We start from the raw sequence: 24,550 nt of genomic DNA on the forward strand, positions 1-24,550 counted from the left end.
GCAAGCACGGTATTCTACGCTCACGTGCAAGGCGTGCGGAGCCCACCTTGGCGGGGGGTTTTGTTCTATAATCGGCGATTATATGATAAACGGCGACTCTGGCGTAACGTGCCTATCCGGACCAGCATCATCGACAAGCAGGAGCATATCGAACAGGCGGCACGTGCGCTCAAATCGATATCGCATCCCTTGCGCCTCAAGATCCTGTGTGTGATCGGCGATCAGGATGCCTGTGTACAAGAGATCGTCGACGCCGTAGGTACTTCGCAAAGCAACATTTCCCAGCATCTTGCCATTCTGCGCGAAAAGGGCGTTCTGCTGGCGCGCAAGGACGCCAACCGCGTTTACTATCGCGTTGGCGACGCGCGCACCTTGCAGTTGATTGGCATGATGCGCGAGGTGTTCTGCGGCGATTAGGCAAGCGCCGTAAGGGTGCGTGCGCGCTGCGCGTCGGTCCTGGGGCGTGGGTGGGCTAGGGCCTTGTTCCGGATGTGGTCTGGTTTTTCGCAATTTTTCGCGTCAATTTCTGGAGTTTCGATTGGAATTCATTCAGCAGAACCTTCTTCTGGTGGCTGTCGCTGTGGTCAGCGGCACGCTGCTACTCGTACTTACGGTGTATCGACCGGGCGGCTCGCGATCGGTGACCACAACCCAGGCAACGATGTTGATCAACCGCGAGAATGCGCAGTTGCTGGACATCCGTGAAGCGAATGAGTACGTTACCGGGCACCCGGTCGACGCGCGCAATATTCCTGTCGGATCGCTCGATGAACGTATCGAGGAACTGGCACAGTTCAAGGACACGCCGGTGATTCTGATCTGTCAATCTGGCGCCCGCTCATCTGCCGCCTGCGCCAAGCTGGCCAAGCTCGGTTTCTCCAGGCTGCATTCCCTGGAGGGGGGCGTTGCCGCGTGGGCCGAAGCCGGCCTGCCGCTGAAAAAGGGTTCGCGGAAGTGAGCGGCGCGCAGCGGGTGTTGATGTATTCCACCGGCGTTTGCCCCTTTTGCGTTCGTGCCGAGCAACTGCTGCTCGCCAGAGGCGTCGCCACGATCGACAAGATCCGCATCGATCTTGATCCCCAGCGCCGTAGCGAGATGCTCGAGCGGACCGCCAGGCGTACCGTTCCGCAGATCTACATCGGTGAGACGCACGTCGGCGGTTTCGACGATCTCCTTGCTTTCGATCGAGCGGGCAAGTTGTTACCCCTGCTGGCGGGTGACGCTGCCTGACAGCGGCTCACCGAGTGAGCGTGAACTTCCCCACAATTGTTTTCAATCCCCAACCATAGGCGCAAAAGAACCATGACCGAACAAGAAACCCCGAACCCCGTCTTTGCCATTGAGAAGATCTACGTCAAGGATCTCTCGGTCGAAGTGCCGAATGCGCCTCAGATCTATCTCGACCGCGAGACGCCGACGATCAACATCCAGTTGCAGACCAAGGCGCAGGGTATCGGCGAAGGGCTTTTTGAGGTCACTTTGACGGCCACAGTGACGTCCAAGATCGGCGAGAAGACTGTCTTTCTCGTCGAAGTCGGCCAGGCGGGAATCTTCCGTGTTCAGAACGTGCCGAGCGAAAATATGGAGCCCTTGCTGTCGATTGCCTGCCCCAATATTCTCTACCCCTATTCTCGCGAAGTCGTTTCCGACGCCGTGACCCGCGCCGGTTTTGCGCCAGTCATGCTGCAGCCGGTCAATTTCGAGGCGCTTTACATGTCTCGCCTCCAGAGCCAGCAGGAGGAGGCGGCGAAAAATGCGCCGCAGGCTACTGAGCCTGGCGACGCGACCATTCAGTAAGGAGCAAGCGGTCGCCAGAAGCGAGAAGGTCTCGGCGATGAAGCGATCGCTGACCGTGTTGCTCGCGGTAGGCCTTGCAGCGCCGGCCTTGGCGGTCGAGTTTCGCACCGTCGCCACGGCAGCGGTACTCTACGACGCTCCTTCGCCACGAGGCAAAAAGCTCTTCGTCATCCAGCGCGATACACCGGTCGAACTGGTCGTCCACCTCGAAGGCTGGGCGAAGGTACGCGATTCAGAGGGCAGCATGGCCTGGATCGAGAGCAAGCACCTCGCTATGCGACATTCGGTGGTTGTAACCGCGCCACGTGCGCAAATCCGGCAAAGCGCCGACGAAGCCGCGGCCATGGTCTTCGAAGCCGAGAAGAATGTCGCCCTCGATTACCTCGAAGGCGTAGCCGGCGGCTGGGTCAAGGTTCGCCATCGCGACGGAGCGTCAGGCTACGTCCGCGCCGATCAGATCTGGGGTCTGTGAACACATGAAGTTGACGGTACTGGGCGCTGGCGCCTGGGGTAGCGCGTTGGCTGCTGCTTTCAGTGATCAGCATGCTGTGACGCTGTGGGCGCGCGAGTTGGAAGTGCGGCGCAGCCTGCGCGACAAGCGCGAAAACACGCGCTATCTTCCAGGCCACCGCTTTCCCGAGGCCTTGGGTATTGGGGAGGATTTTGAGGCGGCCGTGGGCGATGCCGACCTATTGTTAATAGCGACGCCGATCGCTGGTCTACGAGCAACGCTTTGTTGCTTGCGTGATGCCGCTGTGGCCAGCCCGCTGATCTGGGCGTGCAAGGGCCTGGAAGCCGAAACGGCCTTGCTTCCGCACCAGATCGTCGCCGAAGTTCTCGGCGCGCAGCGCTTGTGCGGAGCCTTGTCGGGCCCGAGCTTTGCCGACGAGGTGGTGCGCGGCCTGCCGACGGCGGTGACCCTGGCGGCCAACGACATCGTTTTCGGCCAGCAGACGGCTTTGGCCTTGCATAGCTCCCGCTTTCGCATCTATGCCAACGACGATTTGCCCGGTGTTGAAATCGGCGGAGCGGTGAAAAACATCATGGCCATCGCCACCGGCGTCTGTGATGGTCTCGGCCTCGGTCTCAATGCTCGCGCCGCCCTGATTACGCGTGGACTCGCGGAAATAGCGCGCTTTGGCGTGGCTCTCGGCGGACAGGCGCAGACTTTCATGGGGCTGGCCGGGATGGGTGATCTGATCCTTACCTGTACCGGCGCTTTGTCGCGCAATCGGCGGGTGGGCCTCGAACTCGCCGCCGGCAAGACGCTGTCGCAGATACTCCACGACCTCGGTCACGTTGCCGAGGGCGTCAGCACGACGCGCGAAGTGGCTCGCCTGGCGAGCCAACTGGCGATAGAGATGCCGATCACGCAGGCGGTTTACGCCATCCTCTATCGCGATGAACCGGCCGCATCGGTGGTCGACAAACTGCTCAGCCGCGATCCGAAGTGCGAGGGGAGCTAGCCGGCTGCCTGCGTAGCCAGCGTCACGCGGCCGGAAGCGGCGCCAGAAGTTCTCGGAGTTGACGAAACTTTCTCCCTGGTCGCGTGCCACAGGGCGCTCTTGAGCGTGGGTCGCGCTCTCCTGGTGCCGGAGTCACAGCATTTTTCTGCGTGTCCAGCGTGTGCGGTGCGCCGGCTGCTGGCGCGTCTCCCGGGCAGCGCTTGCCGCTGCCACAAATTCGAAACCTGTAGCCCCCATGCTGCACTCGCCGCAGTGGCGAACCAGCACTGCTGACGTATCACCCTGAATAATTTGTAGTAGAAATGATGGTTGACGGCACGAGAATTGCTTTGTTGCCGATATGCCCAGCCATCAACGGAGGTAGGCAAACGATGTTTAGAAAACTGTTTTCTCGTCATTCGCTCGGCGGTCAGCTGTTGGCGAACCGCGTCGTCATGGCGCCAATGAACCGCAACCGTGCGACCGACTGGCAACTCGCGCCGCCAGCGATGACCGCCAGATACTATTCCCAGCGCGCCTCCGCCGGCTTGATCATTGCCGAGGGGACGCCGGTTTCGCCGCAGGCTCGTGGTTGCGCCCGCACGCCTGGAATTTACAGCGGCGCGCAGGTCGCCGGTTGGCGCAAGGTGACCAAAGCGGTGCACCATGCCGGTGGCCGCATCTATCTGCAACTCTGGCACGTCGGGCGCGTCGGCCATAGCAGCTTGCGCGCGGACCGCTCCCCGCCGGTTGGGCCGACTGGAATCGGCCTGCACAGTGACCGGGTGCCGATCCTTAACGGCGGCGCCGAGCCGGTGATGGTGCCCTGCGAGGCGCCGCGCGGATTGGCGACCGAGGAGGTGCGGCTGATCATCGCCGACTTCGTTCGCGCTGCCCACAATGCCGTCGCCGCGGGCTTCGACGGCGTCGAGATTCACGCCGCGAACGGCTATTTGTTCGATCAGTTCCGCTGCCCCTACGTGAACGACCGTGCCGACGAGTACGGTGGCTCGCTGTCCAATCGCTGGCGCTTCCTGCTGGAGACGGTGCAAGCCGTCGCGGCGGCGATCGGCAGCGCACGCGTCGGTGTGCGTATCTCGCCACTGGGTACCGCGCACGAGATGCAGCCCGATCCGGATCCCCTGGTCAGCTATGGCTATCTCGCAACGCGGCTGAAGCTCTTGCGGGTCGGTCATCTGCACGTCTATGACCAGGAAGGAAGCTGGATCCACGATCGACAGGGCGATCTTCTGCCGCACCTTCGCGCCTGCTTTCCGGGCACGATGATTCTTTGCGGAGGCTTCGATCACGAACGCGCAGAAGCGGCGTTGCGTGCCGGGAGTGGCGATCTGATCGCCTTCGGCAGGCACTTCATCGCCAACCCGGATCTCGTCCAGCGTTTGCGCATCGGGGCGCCCCTGGCGCCCTGGAACTCGACGACGATCTACAAGGGAGGGGCGAAAGGCTACATCGACTACCCGTCACTCGATGCCGCCGCCGTTACTGCGGCGTGAGCGTCGACGGTGGGCGGGGCGTGCTCTCAAAGCGCAGAACTCTTGATTGCCGCTGATGGTTATTGAGGACTATTGCACCAGCCGACACGGCGCTGAGTTCGTTCTGCAACCACGCGTCAGTCACCTCCGCGTCTCTTCGGCTTGGCGAGCGGCGATGTTGAAGGCTGCGATCAGCGCTAGCGGGATCCACGTCAAAAACCAGTGCTCTTTTGGTCTGGACAGGATCCAGCCACCTTCCGCCAGTCCAGCGCCAGCACCATAGATCAGGAGCGCGCCGCCAACCAGGAAGCCCAGACGGTGTCTTTGGCGCCAGCAAAGACTGAGAGCCACCGCGTTGAGGGCCAGCCACAGAGACAAGCCGATGATGCCCGTGTAGTACAGAATGCCAAGAGCGAAACTATGTGGTTCACTGAACGGCACTGCGAAATCCTTGATGTCAATGGCCAGGGAGGCGCCGACCCCGAAGCCCAGCCAAGGGTGCTGGCTGATCTTTGCCAGGGCCTGCTGCCAGATTTCAAGGCGATAGGAAGTGCCGCGACTCAGGAGTGCATCGGGATGCAGCAGGAGCAAAGCCAGCAAGGCTGATAGGCCCGCCGCTACGAGTATGATCGAACGCTTGTTCCAGCAGGCGACGGCTAGCCAAGCGAAGACCAATGCCGTGGCGATGAGCGGAGAGCGCGAACCTGTTGCTAGCAGAGCACCTCCGAAAATCATGGCCAGAGCGATCGCCAGGCAGGCCTGGCGTCGCGGCAAGGTGATGCCCAAAGCGAGCCAAAGGGTGCAAAAGAAACCGAAAATATGTGAGCTAAGCAGAGGGTTGTCCAATGCGCCTGGACCAACCAGTCTCTCGCCAGGGGTCCAAGCAATGGCGAATGTGCCCAGCGAGTACATCGTCAGCGGAATCATCAGCAAGGCGCTGACAAGTGTGCTCTGTTCTAGTCGCTTACTGGCTTGAAGGCTTAGCAAAGAGCAAGCGGCAAATAGCAGTAGGACGTACAGAGGCTTTTTCAGCATGCTGCCGATTGAGGTGTCGGCGCCTGACCAGGTGACGCTGAGCAGCGCCCAAGTAGCGAAGGCCAGGAAAAGAATGACGATGGGTTCGCGCAACAACACCCTTAGCGTTGCTGGTCGCAAGAGCAGCGCAATCGCGGCGGGACCTACAATCAGTGCGTAGAAGAACTTGTGGTAGATGCTGCGATCAGGCAGCACGACCAAGCCTACCAGCAAGGTCACGTAACCTAAGGGGAGTAGCCAATTGCAGATGAAAGAAAAGGCTTGTTGTGAGCGTGTCAGCACCAAGGGTGGCATCTTTCTATATCCTTAAGAACGATTGCGTCGAATTTTTCAATGAGTCGGCTGCTGTCCTGTGGCAGGCCGCGTGGAAGCTGTGAATTCCAGGCACGGACAGGGTTTCGCGCTGCTTTCAACCCTGCTCGAAGGCTTTTCACGAATGCGGCTCTGCACCAGAGAAACGATGGCCCAGCCCGACATATACCTATGGTATAGTTGGGCTGTCATGCTCGCGCGAGCCCGCGGAAGTAGATCAGTTCTCTCAAACGTCAGTTTGAAGGCAGGCAGCGGTGCCCACGGGTAAGCGGTTTCTTGCCGAGAGTGACAGGATCATACGGTGGGCGGACCTGTTCGCGGTGATTGAATCGTACTATTCTTAGCGAATAGTAAAACGAGGCGCTGCCCGGCCACCGGGCATGGCAATGGTTCGGTAGTTCCTCCTCATCCTGGAGGAGCATGGGCCGACGAAACCAACGTATGGAACCGGCTTGATCCCGCGCCATGGCGCACGAGGCGATCATCGCCGCACCGAGGTCGTTCAAGAACGAGGTCATGGCACCATGGCACGCGAGTCCGAGAGGCCCCAGACTGCGGTTAGCGAGCTTCCGGATGGCCACTTTATGGTCTGAAAGAGATCCTAATCGGAAAAGCTTCCGGCCGATCGGCTGCAGGCAGCCACGAGGTTTTCTGGGATCTCCGCTTACTCAATCAGTGACCAAGGTTTCGAGCGTAAATAATGATAAGTAAGCGAATCAAGGTCTTGCAGCTGCAGCCCGACTACAACGTCAAGGCGCACGATTTCGCCGACCTCGCCGAACAGATTGTCAAGGCCTTGCCGGCTGAACGCTACGAGATTGTGGCAGCGTTCCTCCGCGGTAAGCCGCAGCAGGGCGAGCCAGTGAGTCGGGCAGATCGCTCGGTCTATTTCGAGTTTTCCGACCCGCAACTGAAGGGCTTGCGCTTGCAGGCCATGTGGCAGCTCTATCGTTTCTGCCGGGCAGAAAGCTTCGATGTGGTGATCTGCAACCGCTTCAAGCCGGTCAACATGCTCTTGCAGTTGAACCGCTGGCTGCGAGTGCCGTTGTGCATCGGTATTTCCCATGGCTTTGGCGAGTACGGGCGCTACTACCGGCGCCTGCAGGCCAGGTCTCTAATTGACCGCGCCTGGCGCTTCGTTGGCGTCTCGCCGGCAGTCAAGCAATACTTGCTCGACTGCAAATGCGGCTTTACCCAGCAGAATACTGTGGCCATAACCAATGCCATTGATATCGCGCAGGCAGAGGGTCTGCAGCTTCCTCGCGATGAGGCGCGCCGCTTGTTGGGGATCGACCAACAGGTGCGTCTGCTGGGTACCTGCGGCCGTCTGGTTCCCGTCAAGGGGCATGTTTACCTACTCCAGGCTTTCGCCCGGTTGAAGGATATCTATCCGCGAGCGACGCTCGCGATCATCGGAAGAGGGCGCGAAGAGCCGCGATTGCTGGCGGAGGTTGACAGGCTCGGCTTGCAGGGGCGAGTTCACCTGCTCGGCTTTCGCGCCGATGCCTTGCAATATATTCGTGCCTTCGATATCTGGACGATGCCTTCCCTCGCCGAAGGCCTGGGGCTGGCCTTGCTTGAAGGCATGAGCGGGCACTTGCCGGTGATTGCCTCCAGTGTGCCTGCCATGCTGCCGTTGATCCAGGGCGCAGGCGGTCTTGCCGTGCCGCCAGGAGACGTCAATGCGTTGACCAGTGCATTGGCTGATTATCTGCGGCTGAGTGATCAAGAGCTTCAGGAAAGGGGCGAGCGAGCCTACGCCTATTTATGCGCCAGCCACGATATCGAAAGCTTCCGTCAACAGTACTTGCGACTCGTCGATGAGTCGCTGGCCCAGCTTAACCGACCGTCATGAACAGAAATCACGAACTAGTCACCGTCATCATCGCCTCCTATAACCATGGTCCCTATATCGAGGCGAGCATCCGCAGCGTGCTGGAACAGACCTATCCCTATGTGGAGTTACTGGTTATCGATGATGGCTCCACTGATGATAGTGTCGAGCGCATCCGGCGTTTGCAGGCCGAGCATGGTTTTTTCTTTATGGAGCAAACGAACCAGGGTTTGACGCACACCCTCAATACGGCCATCAAGCAAGCCCAGGGCAGTCTGATCGTGTCCTTCGGTTCGGATGACATCATGCTTGCCGAGCGCTTGGCCAAGCAGGTCGCCTATCTGCGGGACAAGCCGGAAGTCGGGATCTGTGCGGGTAATATCGAACTGATCGATGCCGCTGGACGAGCGTATCCGGAAAAGCGGCAGCGTCGCAACGTGCCCTTTCGCCGGCTGGATTTCGAAGACGTGTTCATGGAGCGCAAACCCTACCCGCCAGCGCCTACTTTGATGTTCCGCAAGGAGGCCTTGCTGAAAGTCGGAGGTTTCGACCCTGAAATTCGGCTGGAAGATCTATTGATCGAGTTGAAGATCACCCATGCGGGCTACTACATCGATTGCCTTGGCGAAGTGCTTGCGCGTTATCGTAAACACGCCAGCAACTCGTACAAAAATCACCGCTTCATGGTCGATAGCATTCTCAAGACCTATGCCGTGTTTGGCGAGCATCCGCAATACGATTGGGTCCGCTACCGTTTTCTCAACTCGATGTTTCTCAAGTGCTCCAATCGTGATCGTGGCTTGGCCCGTGAACTGTTGGCGCAGATTCCCTTCAAGCGTTGGTCGAAGAAAACCTGGCGGGGCCTGGTGAGGCTTTACCTATTGCCATGGGCGAAGGGCTGAGTCGAAATGGGCTTTTGGGCAAGATTCCTGAAGCGGCGCGCCAACAAGTCGATACGCCGCTTAGCCAAGTTCTATCGTGGACCAGCGAAGTTCCGGGCGCTCTATCCGCAGTATCAAATTGGTCTGGGAACCTACGGTATCCCCGTCGTCCATGACTGGCAAGAAGGCGCGACGCTCAAGCTGGGCAGCTACACGTCGATAGCCGAGAATGTGGAAATCTTCCTGGGCGGCCATCATCGTACGGATTGGGTCAGTCTCTACCCGTTTCCGGCGATGATCCCCGAGGCCGCCGGGATTCGCGGATATGCGATAACGCGTGGCGATGTGCTTATCGGCAGCGACGTTTGGTTGTGCAGCAACTCCATCATCCTGTCCGGCGTCACCATCGGGCATGGCGCGGTGGTCGCTGCTGGTGCGGTGGTTAGCCAAGACGTGGCGCCCTATTCCGTGGTGGCGGGAAACCCGGCGCGGCAGATTCGCTGGCGCTTTCCGGAGGCGACGCGGCAGGCGCTGCTGGCGGCCGCTTGGTGGGATTGGCCCGAGCAGGAAGTACGCAGCCTTAGCTGCTTGCTCTGTAGCGAGCAGATCGAGGCCTTTCTGGACTACGCACGGCAACGTGAGCTACGGCAGGCAGTTAACTGACTGCGGCGTTTGCGGTCCGCCGGAAAACCGGCTACCGAGCTGCTTTGCCGCCGGATTTCAGAGCTTGGCATCGTGCTCGCTCCAGGTCTGCATGCAGGCTTGCTCCCAGAACTGGCGCCGCGCTGCGGCCAGCGAGAAATGAGCTTCGAGGTGTGCCAGCTGTGCCATGACGAGGTCTGTCCGGGCGCCCTCTTGCAAGGCCCTGACGGCATGCATGCGGGTGCACAGAGTGTCGGTGTCGCCGAGCGGGAAACGCCACTCGGCGGCAGCGACTACTTCGCGGGCGCCGCCACAGTCGGTGGCGACGACCGGAATTTCGGCGGCCATGGCCTCCAGCAGCACCATCCCGAAGGGCTCGTGATCCGAGCTCAGGACAAAGCTGTCGAAGGCACGGAAGTAGCGGTCCATGCCCGGCACCTGGCCGAGAAAGCGCACGCGGTCGGCGACGCCCAGTTCGGCGGCCAGCGCCTTGAGCGAATCGTCCAGGCGCCCGTGTCCGGCGATGGCCAGCAGCGGCGCGTCGGCGGATTGCAGGCCGGCGAAGGCGCGGATCAGGGTTGCCTGGTCCTTGTCCGGGTGGAGGCGGCCGACATTGCCGAAGACGTAGGCGTGGTGTGGCAGGTCGAGCGCCCGCCGCGCCTCGTCCCGGGGCTGCTGCCGAGCCTGTAGTGCCGCCAGTTCGACGTGGTTGTACTGCGTCCCTATGCGCTCTGCCGGCCAGCGCGGCAGGCAGGAGCGAAGGTCGTCGCGCACCGCATCGGAGACTCCCAGCAAGGCCAGTCGGGTGGTGTAGGCACCGGCAAACAGGCGCCGTCCCAGGCGCCGGTAGTCGCCATAGGCGTGATGGACGCCGATGACCGGGATGTCCAGCGCCAGGCAGCAGGCGTAGATGGGCTTGAAGCGATGGGCGATGGCCAGCGAGAAACCCTGTGCTTGCTGCAACTGGCGCAGTTTCCAGAGGGCAGCCAGCTTGAGGCCGCGCACCTGCCCTGAGTCGAAGCCGAGAAAGAGGACCTCGTCGCCGCCGGATCTGCGCACCACCTCGGCGTCGGCTTCGCCGGTGAGGTAGACGGTCGTCATTCGCCAGCCCCGGTTCACGAACAGCCTGGCCCACTGGCAGGTGACATCCGTGAACGGTGCACCATAGCTGTGGCAAAGCTGCAGCACGCGGCGCGGTTCAGCCGACATCGTTGTAGTCCTCCATGTTGATCACGCGCCACTCCTTGCCGCCGAGCTGGGGTGCGCTCCAGGCCGACAAGTATATCGCGCCAGCCATAGCCTGCGCTTATCGCGAACGCGGGGCATACGGCGTCGTAATTGGTTTATCCTTCCAGCCTTGGCTGTGGTTCGTTTGCACAGTTCAACGACACCCCACCACGAGCATCCGGAGATTCCTCCAGGCGCTGCGAACCGCGAGGACTCCGGCTGTCATGACCCGCTTCTGCACACACTCCGCCGGCGCATGTTGAATCGCCTGCGAGTCTGGCGCGAGCGCGGCTGGACAGCAATCGATGCCGCCGCTTATGCCGCCGCCTGGCAGCGCTGCGGCGGCAGCATGTTCACCCATCCGCTGGTCGTCGAGCGCCTCTCGGCGCTGGCGGGGATCCCGGTGCGCTACCTCGGTTATTTCTCCGGCGAGGAGTTGCTGGCGGCGATTCCCTGCTGGGGGCGCTACCTCGCGTTGTCGAAGGAGGTGCTGAAAACACGCGGTCAGCGCGAGCTGTTCGATCTGGGCAATGCCGAAGTGATCTTGCCGATCGACGCGCAGGCCTGTGTGCCGGTACGCCAGCGCATGCGTTACGTATCCGAGCTCAACGCCGGACGGATCAGCGAACTCAAGGCGCAGCCGGAAGGCTTGGCGCTGGCGCGTGCTCCCGAGGACTACTCGAAGAAGTTTCGCTACAACCAGCGGCGCGAGCTGCGCCTGCTCGAAGAGGCAGGCGGGCAGGTGCGCCAGATGCTGGACTTCTCGCCGCGCGAGCAGGCCAGCATGTATGCCGATCTCTTCCGGCGCCGCTGGGGTTTCGCGGCCAGGGGGCATGCGCATCTGGCTGAAGTGTTCGCGCTGCTGCGCGAATTCATGACCGGGGCCATCCTTTTTCGCCAAGAGCAGCCCATTGCCGTGCAGATTCTCTATCGCGTCGAAGCTCCGGCGTGGATTTCGCTCGAATACATCAATGGCGGTGTCGATCCCGAAACGCGTGACTTCAGTCCCGGAAGCGTGCTCAGTTTCATCAATACGCAGAGCGCCTGGGCAGACGCGCGCGCGCTCGGCAAGCCTTTGCGCTTTTCCTTTGGTCGTGCTGATCGCGAGTACAAGGATCGCTGGTGCCACCGCGTGCCGGCCTATCGAATTTAGGAAGCAGCAGGCCCATGACTGCAAGAAAACAGCAACTGTTGAAGCGCTATCGCCAGCGCAAGCGCCTCTTTCTGCTGGCAGCCCTGATACTCCTCGTCGCCCTTGGTTTCTTCCTTGCCTGGTGGCTGCTGCCGCTCTTGTCGCTGTGCGCCTGGGTGGCGCACGAAGCCTGGTTTGCCGACCACCTGTTCTATTCGCCGCAGGACGACTACCAATATGCTTTCCCGGCCGAAACGGCGCAGCAGACCGTCTCGCTGAGTGACGGGCGAGTGCAGTTGAGCGTACCGCTGGCGGCCGGCGAGACACTGCTTCTCGAGCTGCACCTACGCAGTACCCTGCTCGGTCACTGTCTGGACCCACAGGTCGTCCTCGGCGACGACCGGCAGGATTTTGAGCGCGGCGTCAGAGGGCGGCGCTATCTGAACCTGTCCGGGCAAGCAGCGGCACTGGCCAGCGGCGAGTTGTCGATCTGCGGCCGCTTCTGCCGCCTGCCGGCGACCGCCACCCTCTACGTGCTGGGCAACCCCGACTACGCGCAACGGCGAATGATGCTCATCGCGCCACACGCCGACGACGCCGAGCTGGCGGCTTTTGGCCTCTATAGCCGTGCTGCCGGGGCCGCCCAGACTGGCCAGGGCCCCGAGCTCAGCATCGTCACCCTGACCCAGGGCGAGATCGAAGCCGACCGCTATCGCTGCCTGGATCTGGAAGCGGCTGCCGCGGCGCGCCTGAAAGGGCGCTTGCGGACCTGGGACAGCCTGGCCGTGCCCCTCTGGGGAGGTGTCCCGCAGAGCCGATGCGTGCAGTTGGGCTACTACTGCCTGCAACTGCCGGCGATGCTTTCCGAACCCGAGCGCGCGTGGGCTTCACGCGAGTCGGCTGAAGCCGATGTGCGCTCGGCGCGAGCGCATAATCCGTTTCCTCTGCCGGCCGATGCCGACGGCCTGCCGTGCGGGAAAAATCTGCTGGCCGATCTGGTTGCCCTGCTCGAGCACTTCCGCCCCGAAGTCGTCGTCATGCCGCACCCCGAGCTGGATCCGCACGCCGACCACGTGGCCGGCGCGCAGGCGCTGCTGCTGGCGGTCGAGCGCTCGTCCTGGAAGCCCGCAACCAGCCTCCTCTACGCCAATCACCTGCACGACAACGACCGCTGGCCAATGGGTCCGGCGGGGCAGGGCGTCGCCCTGCCGCCAGTGCTGTCGCCGCTACCGCCCGATGCCCTGTGGAGCCCCTGCCTGAGCGCCGCCACGCAACTCGACAAGGCCATGGCACTGGCCATGCAGCACGACCTGCAAGGATCGCTACCGTTCAAGAAACGCTTGCGGCGCGCGATCCAGAAACTGCTCGCCGCTCGTCAATGGCCGGCCAGCGGTGAGAACGAGTTCTTTCGCAAGGCCGTTCGTCGCCATGAGCTGTTCTGGGTTCGCCCCTTCGATCAGCGGCGCCCGGCGGGCCGTGATCGTCTGGGCGTCGCTGACAGTCCACCGGCAGCCAGCGTATAATCCCTGACTTGACGATGTCGCTGATTAAGGCGATTTCTGTCAAACAACCTACCATCTTGCTTGTCTTTTCGCCCGTCTTCTGTGTTGCGACAACAGTTACATAGTTCGACTATGCGCCTGGTGTCGCGCCTTGAAGCCGACCGAAAATCCGGCGCAATCTGGTACGTTCTTTTCCGGCAATCGCCTAAAGCTGTTTTTTCATGGGGAGTAGGCCAGATGGCCTTGTACGAATCCGAGCACACCAAGTTTATGCGCGAGATGCTGGCCCAGCACCCGGAGTGGCTTGAAGACCAAAGCCGTGGTCGGGCGATTTTCTGGGACAAGAAGACCGATCTCGACGAGCAGCGAGCCTACCGGGAAGCCAGCGAGCCGCCTCGCCCCTATCCCTACGACGTCAATTTCGAACAGCAGTAGGCCGCTTCTTCAGGGAGTTTGCGGCAAAAAGCGACCAGGCCCGCACAGGGTCTGGTCGCTTTTTGCCGCTGCTCCGACTTGAACGGTGGGGCCAAGACGGCACCCGGCCCGCTAACCGCGAAGCGGACAGGCCTTTAAGTGTTAAGGGGCTTGATGACGCGCTTGACTGCCGGGTCGTCGGGGTGTGGGTGAATCGTGAAACCGAGCTTGGTCATCAGACTGAACATCTTGGTGTTCATCGACAGCACGTCGCCGACGACCGTCCGGTAGCCTTTGGCGCGCGCGCAGGCGATTAGCGCGCTCATCAGCTTGCGGCCGACGCCGTGCTTTTGCCAGTCATCGGCGACGGCCAGGGCAAACTCGACCGATTCGCCGTCCGGGTTGGTCACGTAGCGGGCGACGGCGATCTGCACTTCCTTGCCTTCACCGTCGAGGATTGTCGCGATCAAGGCCATTTCGCGGTCGTAGTCGATCTGCGTGAAGCGTACCAGCATGGTCTGCGTCAACTCGCGGATGGTGTCCATGAAACGGTAGTACTTGCTTTCCTCGGACATCGAGATGACGAACTGCTTTTCGCGCTCGGCGTCTTCCGGGCGGATCGGGCGGATGGTGACCATGCGGCCATCGGGCAATTCCCAGTCCTGGATCAGATGCACCGGGTAGGGGTGGATCGCCATATGCGAATAGCGGTCGCCCGATGGCGCCGCGTAGTCGATCACGATGCGCGCGTCGGCGGCGATGGCGCCGTTCTCGTCGACGATCAGCGGGTTGAGGTCGAGTTCCTGCAATGACGGCAGCTCGCAGATCATTTGCGAGACGTGCAGCAGGACGTCTTCCAGGGCTTCGAGGTTGACCGGCGGCATGTTGCGGAACTCGTCGAGCAGTTTCGACACCCGCGTCGACGCAATCAGGTCACGCGCCAGGAAGCGGTTGAGCGGTGGCAGGGCGACTGCCCGGTCGCTGAAAACCTCGACCTCGGTGCCGCCGGCGCCGAAAGTGATGATCGGACCAAAAATCGGATCGCGCGACACGCCGATCATCAGCTCGCGACCGTGCGGGCGCGCCAGATAGGGTTCGATCGAGACGCCATTGACGCGCGCCGTCGGGTGCCGTTTCTTGATCGTTTCGATGATGTCGTGATAGGCGTTGCGAACGGCCGGCGCATTGGTGATGTTCAGCCGCACGCCGCCGATTTCGCTCTTGTGGACGATGTCCGGCGAATCGATCTTCATGGCAATCGGGAAACCGATCTGTTCGGCCAGCAGCAGCGATTCGGTTGGCGTGTGCGCGACCATGGTCTGCGCGACCGGAATGCGGAAGGCGCGCAGGATCGCCTTCGATTCCATTTCCGAGAGAATCTTGCGGCGTTCGTGCAGTACCGCGTCGATCAACATCTTGGAACCTTCGGTTTCCGGGCGCGCGTCCTTGGACAAGGGCGCCGGGGTCTGCAAGAGGAGCTTCTGGTTCCAGTAGTAGGTCGAGATATGGTAGTAGAGCTCGACAGCGGTTTCCGGCATGCGAAAAGACGGGATACCGGCTTCTTCGAGCATGGCGCGTGATTCCCCGACCTGCTCCTCGCCCATCCAGCAGGTGAGAATCGGCTTGGCGGTCAGCAGGTCGACTTCGATGACGGCTTTGGCGACTGCCATCGGGTCAGTCATTGCCTGCGGTGACAGCATCACCAGAACACCGTCGACTTCGCTGTCCTCGGCAACGGCGAGAATCGCGTCGTGATAACGCTTGGCGGTCGCATCGCCTTCGATGTCCACCGGATTGCGTTGCGACCAGGTCGCCGGCATTTTCGCGTTGAGCACCTGCATGGTGCTTGGTGACAACTCGGCAAGCGGGATATCGAGGTCGCCGGCACGGTCGGCAGCCATGGCTCCGGGTCCGCCACCGTTGGTGATGATCGCCAGGCGCTTTCCTTGCGGACGGAATTTCGAGGCCAGCGCCTTGGCGGCGTAGAACAGCTGCCCGATGTTCTTCACCCGCACCACGCCGGCACGGCGCACGGCGGCATCGAAAACGATATCCGAGCCGGCGGCCATGCCGGAATGCGTTTCGACGGCTGCCAGTCCGCCAGCGTGGCGACCGGCCTTGAGCAGGACAATCGGCTTGACGCGCGCCGCCGAGCGCAGCGCGCTCATGAAGCGGCGGGCGTCGCGAATGCCTTCGACGTAGAGCAGGATGTAATGGCTGCGGTTGTCATAGATCAGGTAGTCGAGGATCTCCCCGAAATCGACGTCGGCGGTGCCCCCCAGCGAGATGACGCTGGAAAAGCCGATGCGGTTGCTGGAGGCCCAGTCGAGAACGGCCGAGCAGATGGCGCCCGACTGCGCAACCAGCGCCAGATTGCCGACGTGCGCGTGCACGCTGGCAAAAGTGGCATTCAGGCCAAGGTCCGGACGAATGATCCCCAGGCAGTTCGGGCCGAGCAGGCGGACTCCGTAGCTGCGGGCGATCTCCATCATCTTGCGTTCGAGCGCAGCCCCCGAGTGCCCTGCCTCGGCAAAGCCGGACGAGATGACGATGGCGTTCTTGACGCCGCTGCGGCCGCATTGCTCGACGATTCTCGGCACCGTCTGCGGTCGGGTGACGATGACCGCGAGCTCGACACGGGCGCTGATCTCTTCGATGGACCTGTACGCAGGCACGCCCTGGACCGTGTCGTGCTTCGTGTTGATCGGATACAGACGACCTTTGTAGCCAGAATCGAGGATGTTCTTGAAGAGCACGTTGCCGACCGAGTTCGCTCGGTCGGAGGCGCCGATTACCGCGACAGATTTCGGTTCAAACAGCGTAGTGAGGTAGTGATGTTCTAGCATTGGGGACTTTCACCTCGTGTTTGTGAGGCGCGGTACAGGTTGATGTTGCACCGCATCAATTTACCACAGATGGCCCGTCGAGTCTCGAAATATGGCGGTCGCCCTGACCCCCAGCTGCGACATTTGTCACCCCTCGAGCATGCAGGGGAGCACCGCTACGCCCCCGAGTCGTGTTGTTTGCGGCTGCTTCCCAGTGCCCAGGAATTCGGCCTAGGCGGCGTTTGCTGCTGCCGCGCAAAGATCGCTGAGCCGACTGTCGATGCGTGTGTCGGATTGCAGGGTACGGTGCATTGGGCACTTGTTGGCGATGGCCAGCAGGCGCTGCCGTTGCTCCGCTGTCAGCTCGCCTTCCAGGGTGATCACGCGGGCAATGCGATCGACCGTGCCGCGGCCATTGTCAAGGTCGAGCTTGTCGTGTATCAGCGCGACGCTGACCCCGGTCAGCGGCCAACTCTTGTGTTGGGCATACATGCGCAGAGTGATCGAGGTGCAGGCGCCAAGGCCGGCGAGCAGGAAATCCATGGGTTCAGGGCCCGCGTCTTCGCCGCCCATGGCCAGAGGTTCATCGGCAATCAGCGTGTGCCTGCCGAGGCGAACTGTCTGTTGGTAGGGTCCCCGACCGTTTTCGCTAACGACCACGGGCGCTTTTTCTTGTGCCATGCTGTGCTCTCCGAAAAGGTTGGCTAATGATAAAGGAAGGAAGACCGCACATGGCAGCTTCTCCCGATGAATCGCCGCCATCTCCTCAATTCCACTCATCGCCCTGGATACGCCGTTTTGCGCGCCTGATCCCCGAGCATGGCGAGGTGCTTGATCTGGCCTGTGGGACTGGCCGCCATGCGCGTTTGCTGGCGGGGCTTGCTTACCAGGTCGAGGCGGTCGATCGCAGTCCCCTGGCGCTTGCGTCGCTGCAGGGCATCGCGCGGGTGACGCCGCGCCAGGCTGACCTGGAAGGCGGCAGTTGGCCATACCATGGCCGCCTGTTCGCGGGGATCGTGGTCACCAATTACCTCTATCGCCCGCGCATCGAAGAACTCCTGGCCTGCCTCGCCGAACCGGGGGTCCTGCTCTACGAAACCTTCATGGTCGGCAATGAGCGCTACGGCAAACCGTCGAATCCGGACTTTCTGCTGCGCTCGCAGGAGATGCTTGGCTGGGTGCGCGAGCGCGGCTGGCAGGTGGCGGCTTTCGAGGAAGGTCAGGTCGATGCGCCGAAGCCGGCAATGGTGCAACGCTTGTGCGGCACGCGAGGGGCGATTGCGGCTCGGCTCTGACGGCGACTCCCACTGCTGATCCGACTATTCGACTCCGCAACTATCCGCCGCAAATTTTCAGTGCCAGGGCTTCGACGCCGACCGGGGTCAGGTCGTCGCTGGTGAAGCGTGCGGGCGCTGCGAATCCGCCGTAGTTTCGCGTTTGCGAGCGACTGTAGAGCGGGTCGTAGTGCAGTTCGAGCAGTTCGCTGACCAGTTCTCGCCACTGCGCGTCGCGCACGTAGTCCTGCCAGCGCAGGAGGGTTTCCGCGCTCTGCAGGGTGCGCAAGGGATGCAGGCAGGCGTTCAGTCGTGCCGGGGCAAGCAGGAAATAATCGTAGTCGCGCAAGAGAAAATCGACCCGCGCGGCGAAAGACGCTTCGATAGTGAAGCATTCGCCGCCGCGCATCGTTTCGATCAGTGCGGCCGGCACTTGCAGCGAACCGATCTTGCGGCTTTCGGCTTCGACATAGATCGGGCGATTCGAGTCCAGTGCGCGCAGCGCGGTCAGCAATTGCGACTCGAACATTTTCTGTGACGGTTGCGCCGAGTCGGGCAGGACGCCCAGCACCGAACCCTTGTGGCAGGCCAGTTCCTCGAGATCGAGGACTTGCTCGCCGCGCCGGCCAATGGCCTGCAGAATGCGGCTCTTGGCGCTGCCAGTGGCGCCGCAGAGGACCTTGAACTGCAGTTTTCGCGGCAGCTCGGCGAGGTCTTCGACGACCAGGCGGCGATAGGCCTTGTAGCCGCCTTCCAACTGTAGCGCGTCCCAGCCGACACGCCGGAAAACGTAGGTCATGGCGCCGCTGCGCTGGCCACCACGCCAGCAGACGATCAGCGGGCGCCAGCTCTTCGCGCAGTCAAAGAACTGTGCCTGCAGATGCTTGGCAATGTTGGTGGACACGTAGGCGGCGCCAAGCTTTTTGGCCGCGAAGGGCGACACCTGTTTGTAGAGCGTACCGACTTCGATACGTTGCTGGTTGTCGAGTACCGGACAGTTGATCGAGCCCGGGATGTGGTCCTCGGCAAACTCGCCGGGCGAGCGAACGTCGATGACCTGGTCAAAGGTAGACAGTTCGCTGAGTTGTTCGAGGGTCGCGATATCGCGTTTCATACGGCTGCCTGCATGCTCGGCAAGTTCCTTGGTTGGCAGCCTGCTATTTTAGCAGCGGCGCCAGCCCTTGCCAGACGTTGTCGAGTAGCTGGGGTTGGGCGGCAGCGGTCGGATGCAGGTTGTCGGCCTGAAACAGTTGTGGCGTGGTCGCCACTCCAGCGAGCAGGAAGTCCACCAGTGCGGCCTTGCGGGCTTCGGCCACGGCACCGAAGCTGGCGTGGAATTGGCTCGCATACGCACCATAATTGGGCGGGATGCGCTGCCCGACCAGGAGCACCTGCGCCTTGCTATCCTTGGCGCTGGTGACGATGGCGCTGAGGTTCTCGCGCAGCTGCGCCAGCGGCAGGCCACGCAAGCCGTCGTTGGCGCCAAGGGCCACGATGACGATCTGTGGGGAGTGTTTTCGCAGTGCCGCGGCGATGCGCGTACGGCCTCCGGCGGATGTTTCTCCAGAGATGCTGGCATTGACGACGTTATAATCGAGCTTCTTCTCCTGCAAGCGTCGGCTTAGCAAGGCTGGCCAGGACGCCTCCTGGCGGATGCCGTAGCCCGCCGAAAGCGAATCGCCAAAGATCAGTATGGTACGCGCCGCCTGTGCAGCGGGGGCAAGTAGCAGCAATCCGGCGAGTAGCAGGGAGCGCAAGATCAATAAACGGAGCATGGTAGCGTGGTAGGAGATGCCGCAGCAATGGTGATAGAGGTTCGCGATCTGGCCAAACGGGTGGATAGCGGCGGCCAGCCGTTGACCATTCTGCACGAGATTTCGTTCGCCGTCGCGGCGGGCGAGACAGTGGCCATTGTTGGCGCCTCGGGTTCCGGCAAGTCTACCCTGCTTGGTCTGATGGCTGGCCTCGACCAGCCGAGTGCGGGCTCGGTGGTCCTGGCGGGCGAGAACCTGGGGACGCTGGATGAGGATGCGCGCGCCGTATTGCGTGGTCGGATGTTGGGTTTTGTCTTTCAGACTTTTCAGTTGCTGCCATCGCTGACGGCGATCGAAAATGTCATGTTGCCGCTGGAGCTGGCGGCTACGCCGAACGCTCGCAGCGAGGCTGAGCGCTGGTTGCAGCGGGTTGGGCTGGGGCACCGTCTGAAGCATTATCCGAAGCATCTCTCGGGTGGGGAGCAGCAACGCGTGGCTCTGGCCCGCGCCTTTGCCCCGCGGCCAGGACTGGTGCTGGCCGATGAGCCGACTGGCAACCTTGACGCGGTGACCGGACATCAGGTGATCGACCTGATGTTTGCGATCAACGCTGAAAGTGCGACGACCCTGATTCTGGTCACCCATGACGAGGAGATCGCCGCGCGTTGCCGTCGTCGCCTGCGTATGGAAGCCGGACAGCTGGAAGAAGTCAGTGCCGAGCCGCTGGAGAAGTCGTAGCAGGCTGGGCGAGAAACGAGGCGCCGAGGGAGGAGATGTCCCATTTCCTTCCGCGCTGGTAGTAACCACTGTAGTTCAATAGCTTAGGAATCTTATGTCGCTGATGGTCGAACGAGTAGCAAACCTCAAGACGCCGGAAGAGTGCACCATGTTCGAGAAGAACGTTCTCGAACGCGGGCGCCCCGACCTGGCGGTCGCGGCGCGCAAGCGTGCGCTCGAATTGCGTGCCGAGAAATACGGAGCGAACAGCGAGCCCGAACGGCAGTGCCTGGAGGCAGTTTATGCCTACGAAGGCGTGCTCTCGGCCAGGAATGGCAAGGCCACGCGCGATCTGCGTACCTGGCAGCTGATCAAGCGCCATGGCATCATCGGCGCCGTCGAGCGCGCCGTGAATCGTGACGTTGACGTCGGCAGCTATCCGGCACTGCTCGAACTGGGTCTCGAGGACTACGCTTTCGAGGAAGTCGTCCTCCGCCACTCCGAGCTCTTCTCTGCGGCGACCGTTGACTGCTCGCGGACGCGCCTCGAGAGCTGGAAAGCGCCCGCCTGAGCGCGCGCTCAGCTGCGGCTTTCGAGCAGTATGCCGCGCGCAGCGGCCAGGCCGCTGCGCACCGCTGCTTCGAGCGTCGCCGGGTAGTCGGCGCATACATAGTCGCCGGCCAGCCACAAACCGTTGCGCGCGGTGCGTGCGGCTGGGCGATGCAGGCCCGGGCGGCACGAGAACGTCGCGCGCTGTTCGCGGATCACCTGTTGCCATTCGATCGCCGGTAGGCGGGTGCACAGCGCTGCCGAGAGTTCGCTGTCGAGCTGCGCAACCAGCGTTGGCTTGTCGAGTTTCTCCCAGGCGCCATGGCCGCTGAGCACGAAGGCGATCACTCCTGGCGTGCCGCATAGCATGCCGCGATCGAAAACCCACTGCCCGATCTGGCCACCGTTCTGCGCTGCCAGGCCGAGCATCGGGAAAGGCAGGCGCAGCTGCGGTGGATAGCCGCAGTAGACGGTGGCGATCGGCTCGAAGCGATAGCCGGCGAGCAGCCGTGCGCTTTCGGCCGTCGCCGGCTGGCCGGCGAGCAAGGGCGCCGCGTGCTGCGGACCGACGGCGACGACTACGTAATCGAAGCGCTCGCCAGCGAGCTCGAAATTGTCGTCAATGCTCTCAATGCTTTCGATACGCGTCGCCAGGCGGATTTTCCCGCCGTGCGCAACGATGAAGCGGGCGGCAGCGGCCGGGAATACCTGCTCGAGGTCGGTTGCCGGCAGCAGCAGGTCGGTGGCCGCGCGGCCTCCGCCGAGGGTGTCGCGCAGCGTATTGACGAAAATCTGCGCCGATGCCTGCTCCGGCGCGGTGTTCAGCGCGGCCAGGCAAAGCGCCTCCCACAGATACCTGCGCAGCAGTCCGTGCTGGTGATGGCGATCGAGCAGTGCGCTGACCGTGCAGTCGGCGTCCAGGCGGTAGCGCACGCCCTGCAGAAAACGCATGAAGCGTACCGCGCCGATTTTCTCGGCGAAGCCGACGCCGCGCGCGCCGAGCAGGCCTGCCGCGAGGTGCCAGGGGGCTGGCAGCCGCGGCAGGCGCATCCGGAAGTGGTTGTTCTTGCCAGCCGGGAAATTCAGTTCGAGCGGCAGGCGCTTGAGCAGTTGCCTGGGGTCTGCGCCGACGTCCTTCATTAGCTCTAGCGTTTCCCGATAGGCGCCGATCAGAAGATGCTGGCCGTTGTCCAGACGCTGGCCGTGCGTCTCGACGCTGCGTGCCCGGCCACCGAGTTGTCTGGCGGCCTCGAAGAGTGTCACCTGTGCCCCTGACCGGGCCAGTTCGACGGCGGCGGCGAGACCTGCCCAGCCACCGCCGACGATCGCCGCTCTCATCCCCGCGCCCAGGTCCGCCAGGCGATCCACAGCTTGCGTATCGGGGTCAGTGAAGTGCGCTGGCTGAGGACTTGATAGCCATCGCGCTTGATCTCGTCGAGCAGGGTACGGTAAATCGCCGCCATCACCAGGCCAGGGCGTTGCGTGCGGCGATCGCTGGCCGGCAGGGCGTCGATGGCTTGCGCGTAGTAGCTCTCGGCACGTTCGACCTGGAAAGCCATCAAGCGCTCGAAGTTGTCGCTGTGGCGCGCGTTGAGGATGTCGGCGGCGGTCACGTCGAAGCGCTGCAGTTCGTCGATCGGCAGGTAGATGCGTCCCATGCGCGCGTCTTCGCCGACGTCGCGAATGATGTTCGTGAGCTGGAAAGCGAGGCCCAGATCGTGCGCGTATTTCTGCGTCTTGCGGTCCTGGTAGCCGAAGATCTCGGCCGCCAGCAGCCCGACGACGCTGGCGACACGGTAGCAATAGAGCGACAGCACCTTGAAGTCGAGGTAGCGCGATTGCTGCAGATCCATCTCCATGCCGTCGATGATTTCCTGCAATTGCTCTTCCGGAAGGTTGAATTCGGCGCAGGCTGCCTGCAGCGCCTGGGTTGCCGGATGCTGTGGTTTACCGCCGTAGACGCTGCTCAATTCCTGCCGCCACCAGGCCAGTTTGGTGGCCGCGATCTGCACGTCCTGACACTCGTCGACGACATCGTCGACTTCGCGGCAGAAGGCATAGAGCGCGGTAATCGCGCGGCGCTGGCTCGGCGGCAGGAAGAGAAAACTGTAGTAGAAGCTGGAACCGCTGCGGGCGGCTTTCTCTTGGCAGTATTCGTCGGGGGTCATTCGCAATCTCTGGAGGTGCACAGGGTCGCAATTCTCACATGACTTGCCCGGCTTGTAGCACTTACATGAACAGCGCGCGGCTGGCGATGAACAGGTAATCGCTCGGACCCAGCTGTGGACGCTGCTGGAAAACGTCGCCGTCGGTCTGCTCTATCCTTTCCAGGATGCGCAGGCCGCCCTGCACCGTCAAGCGTATTTCCCAGCCCATGCGCCCCGGCAGCTGGTGGACCAGCGCTGCGCCGGCGTTCATCAAGTCGCGTGTGCGTTCTACCTCGAAGGCGAGCAGCGCTGTCCATTCGGCGCTGCAGCGTCCGGAGGCGATCTGCCTTTCGCCGACGCCGAAGCGTTCGAGGTCGCTCTGCGGCAGGTAGACGCGGCCCTTCTGCCAGTCGATGGCCACGTCCTGCCAAAAATTGATCAACTGCAGCGCCGTGCAGATACAGTCCGAGCGGTGCAGATTCTCTTCGTTGGCGCGCCCGACGAGATGCACCAGCAGGCGGCCGACGGGATTCGCCGAGCGCCGACAGTAGTCGAGCAACTGCGGGTAATCGGGGTAGCGCTTGGTGACCACATCCTGCGCAAAAGCGTCGAGCAGGTCGCGAAACAAAGGCGTCGGCAGGTGCCATTCGGCGATGATCTCGGCCAGTTCGTTGAACGCTGGCCGGAGAGGTGCTGCGCCGCGTTCGATGCGTCCGATTTCTTCGCCATAGTCGGCGAGCCCTTGCAGACGTGCCGCGTCACTGGCGTCGCCTTCGTCGGCAATATCGTCGGCGCCGCGCGCAAAACGATAGATGGCCTCTATGGGTCGACGCAGGCGCCGGGGCAGCAGCAGCGAAGCGACGGGGAAGTTTTCGTAGTGATCGACGGGCATCGGTAGCGGCTGGGCGTGGCTGGTTGCGGTGAAGCGCGCGGCTTGAAGGGGTCCTCATGGGCAACGCGCAGGGAGTCAGGCGGTGGCTTTCTCTCCGGAACATCGGCTCGGGAAGGCAGTATAAATCGGCCATGGAAAGGAATCGTGGGAATCGTGGGGAGCGTGGAAAGTGCTGCATGTTCGCCTGCCATGGCGCTGTTGACGACAGACCCGGCCATTTCCAGGAATGACTGGCATTGGCCAGGCCTGCCTCAGCCGGCGGCACCGTGCTTGCCGAATGCGTGTGCCTGTTGTGCGGGCCGCTCCCGGCACACGGGACGGGCAGACCGGCGGCGATTCCTGCTTTCACCGCCGGGCATTTTCCGCTACTGTGCTCAGCTCGCAAAACCCATGCGTATTCCACACCAAACTGGACACGGATTCCAGACGAAACTGGACAGTGATTCCACGGCAAACTGGACACCGATTCCAGAGCAAACTGGACAGTCATTTGTAATATCGTAGCGCGCGGGATAACCGTGGCACCCTCGGGAGATTTGCCGAGGCCCACATGGCGAATAGCAGGCTATCCATGCGCAAGATTTTTGACGTTTTACGGCTGTCGCTTGAAGGCGGTCGCAGCCACCGCGAGATCGCCCGGGCGATCAATGCTTCACCGACGACCGTCGGCGATCTCCT

At 62.2% G+C, this 24,550-nt stretch carries 25 protein-coding genes; 16 read left to right on the top strand and 9 right to left on the bottom strand.

What is annotated here, in order from left to right:
• The first annotated feature begins 108 nt into the window (after positions 1 to 108).
• From E4Q23_RS03765 to E4Q23_RS03795, 7 genes are all read left to right on the top strand, one after another.
• Positions 109 to 417: an ArsR/SmtB family transcription factor gene (locus E4Q23_RS03765; protein ID WP_042335199.1), complete on the top strand. Its 309-nt coding sequence runs from the start codon at positions 109 to 111 to the stop codon at positions 415 to 417.
• A 121-nt stretch (positions 418 to 538) separates the two neighbouring features.
• Positions 539 to 958 (top strand): rhodanese-like domain-containing protein, encoded by a 420-nt coding sequence (locus tag E4Q23_RS03770; protein ID WP_169065387.1) that lies wholly within the window; start codon positions 539 to 541, stop codon positions 956 to 958.
• A gap of 20 nt (positions 959 to 978) precedes the next feature.
• A complete protein-coding gene (grxC, locus tag E4Q23_RS03775; protein ID WP_169065416.1) occupies positions 979 to 1,230 on the top strand; it encodes a glutaredoxin 3 in 252 nt (83 codons plus the stop codon).
• 72 nt (positions 1,231 to 1,302) lie between these two features.
• Positions 1,303 to 1,797: a protein-export chaperone SecB gene (gene secB / locus E4Q23_RS03780; protein ID WP_169065388.1), complete on the top strand. Its 495-nt coding sequence runs from the start codon at positions 1,303 to 1,305 to the stop codon at positions 1,795 to 1,797.
• The gene (locus E4Q23_RS03785; RefSeq protein WP_248595219.1) at positions 1,754 to 2,269 is read left to right on the top strand and encodes an SH3 domain-containing protein; all 516 of its coding nucleotides are present in this window, start codon (positions 1,754 to 1,756) and stop codon (positions 2,267 to 2,269) included. The genes secB and E4Q23_RS03785 overlap by 44 nt, the downstream gene beginning before the upstream one ends.
• Positions 2,270 to 2,273: 4 nt before the next feature.
• Positions 2,274 to 3,263 carry an NAD(P)H-dependent glycerol-3-phosphate dehydrogenase gene (locus E4Q23_RS03790; protein WP_169065389.1) on the top strand — a complete coding sequence of 330 codons (990 nt, stop codon included), beginning with the start codon at positions 2,274 to 2,276 and terminating at the stop codon, positions 3,261 to 3,263.
• A gap of 371 nt (positions 3,264 to 3,634) precedes the next feature.
• Positions 3,635 to 4,756: an alkene reductase gene (locus E4Q23_RS03795; RefSeq protein WP_169065390.1), complete on the top strand. Its 1,122-nt coding sequence runs from the start codon at positions 3,635 to 3,637 to the stop codon at positions 4,754 to 4,756.
• Positions 4,757 to 4,876: 120 nt separating this feature from the next.
• On the opposite strand, the gene E4Q23_RS03800 is transcribed toward E4Q23_RS03795, so the two are convergent.
• Entirely contained in the window at positions 4,877 to 6,052 is a 1,176-nt protein-coding gene (locus E4Q23_RS03800) for an O-antigen ligase family protein (RefSeq protein ID WP_336511593.1), read from the bottom strand.
• Positions 6,053 to 6,785: 733 nt separating this feature from the next.
• Between E4Q23_RS03800 and E4Q23_RS03805 the strand changes: the two genes are divergently transcribed.
• From E4Q23_RS03805 to E4Q23_RS03815, 3 genes are read left to right on the top strand one after another with little or no spacing between them, the layout of a single operon-like run.
• Positions 6,786 to 7,937: a glycosyltransferase family 4 protein gene (locus tag E4Q23_RS03805; RefSeq protein ID WP_169065418.1), complete on the top strand. Its 1,152-nt coding sequence runs from the start codon at positions 6,786 to 6,788 to the stop codon at positions 7,935 to 7,937.
• Complete coding sequence (locus E4Q23_RS03810; protein WP_169065392.1) at positions 7,934 to 8,818, top strand: glycosyltransferase; 885 nt, start codon at positions 7,934 to 7,936, stop codon at positions 8,816 to 8,818. Before E4Q23_RS03805 ends, E4Q23_RS03810 begins: the two co-directional genes overlap by 4 nt.
• A gap of 6 nt (positions 8,819 to 8,824) precedes the next feature.
• Complete coding sequence (locus tag E4Q23_RS03815; RefSeq protein WP_169065393.1) at positions 8,825 to 9,460, top strand: CatB-related O-acetyltransferase; 636 nt, start codon at positions 8,825 to 8,827, stop codon at positions 9,458 to 9,460.
• 57 nt (positions 9,461 to 9,517) lie between these two features.
• Here the strand turns inward: E4Q23_RS03815 and E4Q23_RS03820 are convergent, their stop codons facing one another.
• A complete protein-coding gene (locus E4Q23_RS03820) occupies positions 9,518 to 10,648 on the bottom strand; it encodes a glycosyltransferase (protein ID WP_169065394.1) in 1,131 nt (376 codons plus the stop codon).
• Positions 10,649 to 10,922: 274 nt separating this feature from the next.
• Between E4Q23_RS03820 and E4Q23_RS03825 the strand changes: the two genes are divergently transcribed.
• The 3 genes from E4Q23_RS03825 to E4Q23_RS03835 all read left to right on the top strand — a co-directional run bounded on the left by E4Q23_RS03825 (position 10,923) and on the right by E4Q23_RS03835 (position 13,735).
• Positions 10,923 to 11,819 carry a GNAT family N-acetyltransferase gene (locus E4Q23_RS03825; protein ID WP_169065395.1) on the top strand — a complete coding sequence of 299 codons (897 nt, stop codon included), beginning with the start codon at positions 10,923 to 10,925 and terminating at the stop codon, positions 11,817 to 11,819.
• Positions 11,820 to 11,833: 14 nt separating this feature from the next.
• Entirely contained in the window at positions 11,834 to 13,321 is a 1,488-nt protein-coding gene (locus E4Q23_RS03830) for a PIG-L deacetylase family protein (RefSeq protein ID WP_169065396.1), read from the top strand.
• Between the two features lie 216 nt (positions 13,322 to 13,537).
• Complete coding sequence (locus E4Q23_RS03835) at positions 13,538 to 13,735, top strand: DUF3460 family protein (RefSeq protein ID WP_169065397.1); 198 nt, start codon at positions 13,538 to 13,540, stop codon at positions 13,733 to 13,735.
• A 134-nt stretch (positions 13,736 to 13,869) separates the two neighbouring features.
• On the opposite strand, the gene E4Q23_RS03840 is transcribed toward E4Q23_RS03835, so the two are convergent.
• Positions 13,870 to 16,560 (bottom strand): bifunctional acetate--CoA ligase family protein/GNAT family N-acetyltransferase, encoded by a 2,691-nt coding sequence (locus E4Q23_RS03840; RefSeq protein ID WP_169065398.1) that lies wholly within the window; start codon positions 16,558 to 16,560, stop codon positions 13,870 to 13,872.
• 210 nt (positions 16,561 to 16,770) lie between these two features.
• Positions 16,771 to 17,220: an OsmC family protein gene (locus E4Q23_RS03845; RefSeq protein ID WP_169065399.1), complete on the bottom strand. Its 450-nt coding sequence runs from the start codon at positions 17,218 to 17,220 to the stop codon at positions 16,771 to 16,773.
• Positions 17,221 to 17,270: 50 nt separating this feature from the next.
• Here E4Q23_RS03845 and E4Q23_RS03850 point away from each other — a divergent pair, with 50 nt between their 5' ends.
• Positions 17,271 to 17,834, top strand: coding sequence for a class I SAM-dependent methyltransferase (locus E4Q23_RS03850; RefSeq protein ID WP_248595220.1), 564 nt, complete (start codon positions 17,271 to 17,273; stop codon positions 17,832 to 17,834).
• Positions 17,835 to 17,874: 40 nt separating this feature from the next.
• Here E4Q23_RS03850 and mnmH read toward each other — a convergent pair whose 3' ends face one another.
• Together mnmH and E4Q23_RS03860 are read right to left on the bottom strand one after the other, a co-directional pair.
• On the bottom strand, positions 17,875 to 18,927 hold the full coding sequence (gene mnmH, locus E4Q23_RS03855; RefSeq protein ID WP_169065401.1) for a tRNA 2-selenouridine(34) synthase MnmH: 1,053 nt from the start codon (positions 18,925 to 18,927) through the stop codon (positions 17,875 to 17,877).
• 43 nt (positions 18,928 to 18,970) lie between these two features.
• Positions 18,971 to 19,588, bottom strand: coding sequence for an arylesterase (locus tag E4Q23_RS03860; RefSeq protein WP_169065402.1), 618 nt, complete (start codon positions 19,586 to 19,588; stop codon positions 18,971 to 18,973).
• Positions 19,589 to 19,615: 27 nt separating this feature from the next.
• On the opposite strand from E4Q23_RS03860, the gene E4Q23_RS03865 reads away from it, so the two are divergent.
• Entirely contained in the window at positions 19,616 to 20,305 is a 690-nt protein-coding gene (locus E4Q23_RS03865) for an ABC transporter ATP-binding protein (RefSeq protein ID WP_169065403.1), read from the top strand.
• A gap of 103 nt (positions 20,306 to 20,408) precedes the next feature.
• Positions 20,409 to 20,855 carry a hypothetical protein gene (locus E4Q23_RS03870; protein ID WP_169065404.1) on the top strand — a complete coding sequence of 149 codons (447 nt, stop codon included), beginning with the start codon at positions 20,409 to 20,411 and terminating at the stop codon, positions 20,853 to 20,855.
• An 8-nt stretch (positions 20,856 to 20,863) separates the two neighbouring features.
• Here the strand turns inward: E4Q23_RS03870 and hpnE are convergent, their stop codons facing one another.
• The 3 genes from hpnE to hpnC form a co-directional block, all read right to left on the bottom strand.
• The gene (gene hpnE / locus E4Q23_RS03875; RefSeq protein ID WP_169065405.1) at positions 20,864 to 22,171 is read right to left on the bottom strand and encodes a hydroxysqualene dehydroxylase HpnE; all 1,308 of its coding nucleotides are present in this window, start codon (positions 22,169 to 22,171) and stop codon (positions 20,864 to 20,866) included.
• Positions 22,168 to 23,001: a presqualene diphosphate synthase HpnD gene (gene hpnD / locus E4Q23_RS03880; protein WP_169065406.1), complete on the bottom strand. Its 834-nt coding sequence runs from the start codon at positions 22,999 to 23,001 to the stop codon at positions 22,168 to 22,170. The genes hpnE and hpnD overlap by 4 nt, the downstream gene beginning before the upstream one ends.
• Positions 23,002 to 23,062: 61 nt before the next feature.
• Positions 23,063 to 23,872 (bottom strand): squalene synthase HpnC, encoded by an 810-nt coding sequence (hpnC, locus tag E4Q23_RS03885; RefSeq protein WP_169065407.1) that lies wholly within the window; start codon positions 23,870 to 23,872, stop codon positions 23,063 to 23,065.
• Between the last annotated feature and the right edge of the window lie 678 nt (positions 23,873 to 24,550).

The organism is Candidatus Accumulibacter phosphatis (genome assembly GCF_012939955.1).
In the GTDB taxonomy this organism is placed as follows: Bacteria; Pseudomonadota; Gammaproteobacteria; order Burkholderiales; family Rhodocyclaceae; genus Accumulibacter; species Accumulibacter delftensis.

Excerpts from the sequence above, each read along its gene's own strand:
- secB (WP_169065388.1), top strand. The coding sequence starts at position 1,303 with ATGACCGAACAAGAAACCCCGAACCCCGTCTTTGCCATTGAGAAGATC.
- E4Q23_RS03790 (WP_169065389.1), top strand. The coding sequence starts at position 2,274 with ATGAAGTTGACGGTACTGGGCGCTGGCGCCTGGGGTAGCGCGTTGGCT.
- E4Q23_RS03810 (WP_169065392.1), top strand. The coding sequence starts at position 7,934 with ATGAACAGAAATCACGAACTAGTCACCGTCATCATCGCCTCCTATAAC.
- E4Q23_RS03845 (WP_169065399.1), bottom strand. The coding sequence starts at position 17,220 with ATGGCACAAGAAAAAGCGCCCGTGGTCGTTAGCGAAAACGGTCGGGGA.
- E4Q23_RS03825 (WP_169065395.1), top strand. The coding sequence starts at position 10,923 with ATGTTGAATCGCCTGCGAGTCTGGCGCGAGCGCGGCTGGACAGCAATC.
- E4Q23_RS03785 (WP_248595219.1), top strand. The coding sequence starts at position 1,754 with ATGCGCCGCAGGCTACTGAGCCTGGCGACGCGACCATTCAGTAAGGAG.
- hpnE (WP_169065405.1), bottom strand. The coding sequence starts at position 22,171 with ATGAGAGCGGCGATCGTCGGCGGTGGCTGGGCAGGTCTCGCCGCCGCC.
- E4Q23_RS03820 (WP_169065394.1), bottom strand. The coding sequence starts at position 10,648 with ATGTCGGCTGAACCGCGCCGCGTGCTGCAGCTTTGCCACAGCTATGGT.
- grxC (WP_169065416.1), top strand. The coding sequence starts at position 979 with ATGTATTCCACCGGCGTTTGCCCCTTTTGCGTTCGTGCCGAGCAACTG.
- E4Q23_RS03840 (WP_169065398.1), bottom strand. The coding sequence starts at position 16,560 with ATGCTAGAACATCACTACCTCACTACGCTGTTTGAACCGAAATCTGTC.
- hpnC (WP_169065407.1), bottom strand. The coding sequence starts at position 23,872 with ATGCCCGTCGATCACTACGAAAACTTCCCCGTCGCTTCGCTGCTGCTG.
- E4Q23_RS03815 (WP_169065393.1), top strand. The coding sequence starts at position 8,825 with ATGGGCTTTTGGGCAAGATTCCTGAAGCGGCGCGCCAACAAGTCGATA.
- mnmH (WP_169065401.1), bottom strand. The coding sequence starts at position 18,927 with ATGAAACGCGATATCGCGACCCTCGAACAACTCAGCGAACTGTCTACC.
- hpnD (WP_169065406.1), bottom strand. The coding sequence starts at position 23,001 with ATGACCCCCGACGAATACTGCCAAGAGAAAGCCGCCCGCAGCGGTTCC.
- E4Q23_RS03835 (WP_169065397.1), top strand. The coding sequence starts at position 13,538 with ATGGCCTTGTACGAATCCGAGCACACCAAGTTTATGCGCGAGATGCTG.
- E4Q23_RS03865 (WP_169065403.1), top strand. The coding sequence starts at position 19,616 with ATGGTGATAGAGGTTCGCGATCTGGCCAAACGGGTGGATAGCGGCGGC.
- E4Q23_RS03830 (WP_169065396.1), top strand. The coding sequence starts at position 11,834 with ATGACTGCAAGAAAACAGCAACTGTTGAAGCGCTATCGCCAGCGCAAG.
- E4Q23_RS03795 (WP_169065390.1), top strand. The coding sequence starts at position 3,635 with ATGTTTAGAAAACTGTTTTCTCGTCATTCGCTCGGCGGTCAGCTGTTG.
- E4Q23_RS03850 (WP_248595220.1), top strand. The coding sequence starts at position 17,271 with ATGGCAGCTTCTCCCGATGAATCGCCGCCATCTCCTCAATTCCACTCA.
- E4Q23_RS03870 (WP_169065404.1), top strand. The coding sequence starts at position 20,409 with ATGGTCGAACGAGTAGCAAACCTCAAGACGCCGGAAGAGTGCACCATG.
- E4Q23_RS03860 (WP_169065402.1), bottom strand. The coding sequence starts at position 19,588 with ATGCTCCGTTTATTGATCTTGCGCTCCCTGCTACTCGCCGGATTGCTG.